General features: G+C 48.1%; 2 protein-coding genes and 1 pseudogene. All 3 read right to left on the bottom strand.

Annotated elements, in window-relative coordinates:
• Nucleotides 1-1,199 (bottom strand): hypothetical protein (locus ACTHUE_RS13655; protein ID WP_049322759.1); only part of this gene is annotated, 1,199 nt, incomplete at its 3' end.
• Nucleotides 1,200-1,295: 96 nt separating this feature from the next.
• Nucleotides 1,296-3,059, bottom strand: coding sequence for an exodeoxyribonuclease V subunit alpha (gene recD, locus ACTHUE_RS13660; protein ID WP_107792034.1), 1,764 nt, complete (start codon nucleotides 3,057-3,059; stop codon nucleotides 1,296-1,298).
• Nucleotides 3,060-3,191: 132 nt separating this feature from the next.
• A pseudogene (locus ACTHUE_RS13665) lies at nucleotides 3,192-3,329 on the bottom strand (lipoprotein-releasing system ATP-binding protein LolD); the annotation flags it as partial.

Below are 3,329 nucleotides of genomic sequence, written 5' to 3' on the forward strand. Positions count from 1 at the left end.
TAAAATTTATATTCTAACTGACCGCGAATAACGTTCACGTCCTGTTTATCCGTACCAACGGTAGGCGTAACCTGTTTGCCGGCCAAATAGAAGCCTTTGAGTTTCCAGTTTTTCCAAGGAATATAAGTTGCACCGATTTGCACGCCTTGGACGTTTTTGCTGTAATCCTCAACAGAAGAGACACCGGACAACGAACCGACACGGCGGTAGTTCAAGAATACGTCGTAAGAATTACGGACGTTCCAGTCGGCCGATTTATAGCGCACTTCAGTGAACACGCCGTCATTTTTGATTTTTTGTCCGGCATCATTATAAGCTTTGATATTGGACTTGCTGACCGCGGCCATCCAACGCCAATCGTCATTAAATTTAATGTCCGTACCAATTTCCCCGAAGACCGCGTTTTTCTTCGCGCCGCGTACATCGATGTCTTTCATGTAGCTGACGGTTGCGCCGACGTTGATATTCTCATTCACAGGCAACACGCTTTGAACCGCGGCAAAATGTCTGCGGCGACCGCCAATGCCCCATGCGTTGTCGTTCAGATTGCCGGTACGGCGGCCCGCATAGATTTTGGTCGGCAGGGTTTTATTGTCAAAGAAGATTTCGCCGCCGGTGACTTCGGTATCCCATACGCGGCCGTATGAAGAGAATGCGCCAAATTTACCGACACGCGCTTTGATGTTGTTGTATACAGTCCCTTCGGCATACAGTTTATTGACCGGCACATCATGATCGCCGTTAAATTTACCGGTTTCCAAATCGATATTCGGCTCGATTTGCGCTACCAATTTCCAATCTTTGTACAGTTTTGCGCGTAACCAAAATTCTGCGTTGAAGTTGGCATTGGTGTCTTCAGGCGTCGGATTAACGCTGCTGTTGTTGGCATTGATGTCTTTGGTATCCGCACGTACGCGCAAACCGCCGTTCACAGTCAACAAATCATTGAAAATGCTGATTTTATCGTCATCTTTGCGAATAATGCTGCCGGAATTGACATAATCGTTGGTGGTGGCCAAAGCCGCCGCATCACGACCGCCATCAGCATTCTCTGCCAATGAATAAGATGATGAAGCCAATAAAATACAGGTTGCAATCAGTTTGGTTTGAAATTTCATGCCGACTCTCCAAAAGAAGGTATTGAAAGTGAAGTATTCGATAAAGCGTACAAAATCGTGGATTTTGTAAAAATTATTCATTTTGTTTACTAATTATTTTTATCGTATGTAAATTAGTGTAATCAGTCAAGCAGATTTAAACGCTTTATCCGCTTTCAGACGGCCTCTTGATTCAGGTCAAACAGAAGCCTGCATATCAGGTTGTTCAAACTGCCGTTCCAAGGCATCGGCCAATGCCGTCCTGCGTTTTTGGTGGCATCCCACAGCCTGACACAATTCCTCTGCATTTCCCCAAAACACAAAACGTTCACGCGCGCGGGTAATGGCCGTGTAAAGCAAAGCCTTATCCAATCCTCGGGCTTCCTCTTCGCCCTCCGTCGTTGCAGGCACTGACGGGGGCAACAGCCATACTTCCCGATATTCCGAACCTTGGCTCTTGTGCACCGTCATGGCAAAAGCCGATTCAAAATCGGGCAAACGGCTGATGGTAATTTTTTTGAATCCATCTTTCTCAGGAAAATAGGCAGACAAGCCATTCAACGATTCTTCATCTTTCATAATCAGCCCGATGTCGCCGTTAAACACTTCCAGCATGTAATCATTGTGGGTAATCATGATGATCTGTCCGGCAAACCAAGGCGTTTCGCCCGAAACCTTGCCTTGCCGTTGCAAATATTCTTGATAAGCCTGATTCAAATCATCCGCATCCTGCCGCCAAGCCGCCAATACCACCACATCGGCAGCATGACCATAGGCGAGTGCAACATTATTCTCTGCCACGGCCTGCCAATAATCCTGTTGCTTTTGATACAGCAAAGCAACCTGCTCTTTCAGACGGCCTGATTTCATTTCCAACTCTTTGGGAAACTTGTCAAACTGTTCGACCGCAGTTTGCTTTTCCCCGGATACCACCGCCCTTGCCAAACAACCAATGCCGCTGTCTGCACCAAAACGGTGGCTGAACGTCAATTTGGCATTGTTTTGCGATAAAGCCTGAGGCCGCTCTTTAATCTCAAAGCCATGATTGGGCAGATAAACTTCCAGCTTTTCAGCAGTTTCTTTATCCAAAACCGTCGGACGCGACAACGCCGCCAATACGGCACCCAAGCCAACCGACGGCAACTGGTTTTCATCGCCAAGCAACACCAAACGACAACTGGTCGGCACGGCACGCAATAAATCCAACACCAGCGGCAAATCCAACATCGAAGCCTCATCCACCACCAAAACATCCAAAGCAAGCGGATGTTCATGATTGAACGCGGGGCGCATTTGCGGCGGCCGCAATTTCAACAATCGATGGACAGTCTGCCCTTCCAAGTTTTCCAAATGCGCTTTAATGTTCGGAGACAAATCAAAGCCATCTAAAGCCCGCTGCAAAGCCCGTGCCATATGCGCAGCCGCCTTGCCCGTCGGCGCGGCCAACGCAATACGGGGCAGCTTCGTACTGTTATTGCAAATCAGACCCAAAAGCTTTGCGACGGTCGTGGTCTTACCCGTACCCGGCCCGCCGGTAATCAGCATAAAGTTTTGCAGCAAGGCCAAAGCCGCAGCATCCCTCTGCTCTTTACTGTCTTTAGGATCAAACCAGTCGCTCAGGCTTTTTGAAGCCGCCATGAAATTCACTTCTTCCGCCGCGGCACTTGCCAGCCGTTTGATTTCGACAGCCAAATCATGCTCCAACTGCCACATCCGCCCTAAAAACAATTTCCGGTCTTGCAGGATAAGCGGTTTATCCGCATTGCCGACCAAATTCGGCAAGTTGCTTAAGGCATCGACATCCGCTTTATCCAAATAAATAAACGAATGCCCGTTTTGCAAGGCTGCAAACAGTCGAACCACATAAGGCTCAATAACGGATGCGCCCTGTACTTCGTGGCGGCGGAAAAACGCAATGGCCGCATCTGCGGCAGAGGAAAGGATAGAGTCGGTCGGATTCATGGCTCAAGCTTGATGGATACGGACAAAAGAAAGGCCGTCTGAAAAACAGTGTTTCCATAAATGAAAACCTATTTTTCAGACGGCCTCTATTATACCGTTCAAAGCATAAAATATTTGCCTGAAATAATAACCTTATTGCAGCGCTTGCAGGCTGCCGTCTTTCATGGTCATTACCCGGTCGAAACGCTCAGCCAGCTCATCATCATGGGTCACCACAATCAGGCTGGTGTTCAATTCGCGTTTCAAATCCAGCATCATGTCCAGCACATT

The organism is Neisseria sp. P0021.S005 (assembly GCF_051956955.1).

Coding starts and splice junctions, on each gene's coding strand:
- recD (WP_107792034.1), bottom strand. CDS start 3,059: ATGAATCCGACCGACTCTATCCTTTCCTCTGCCGCAGATGCGGCCATT.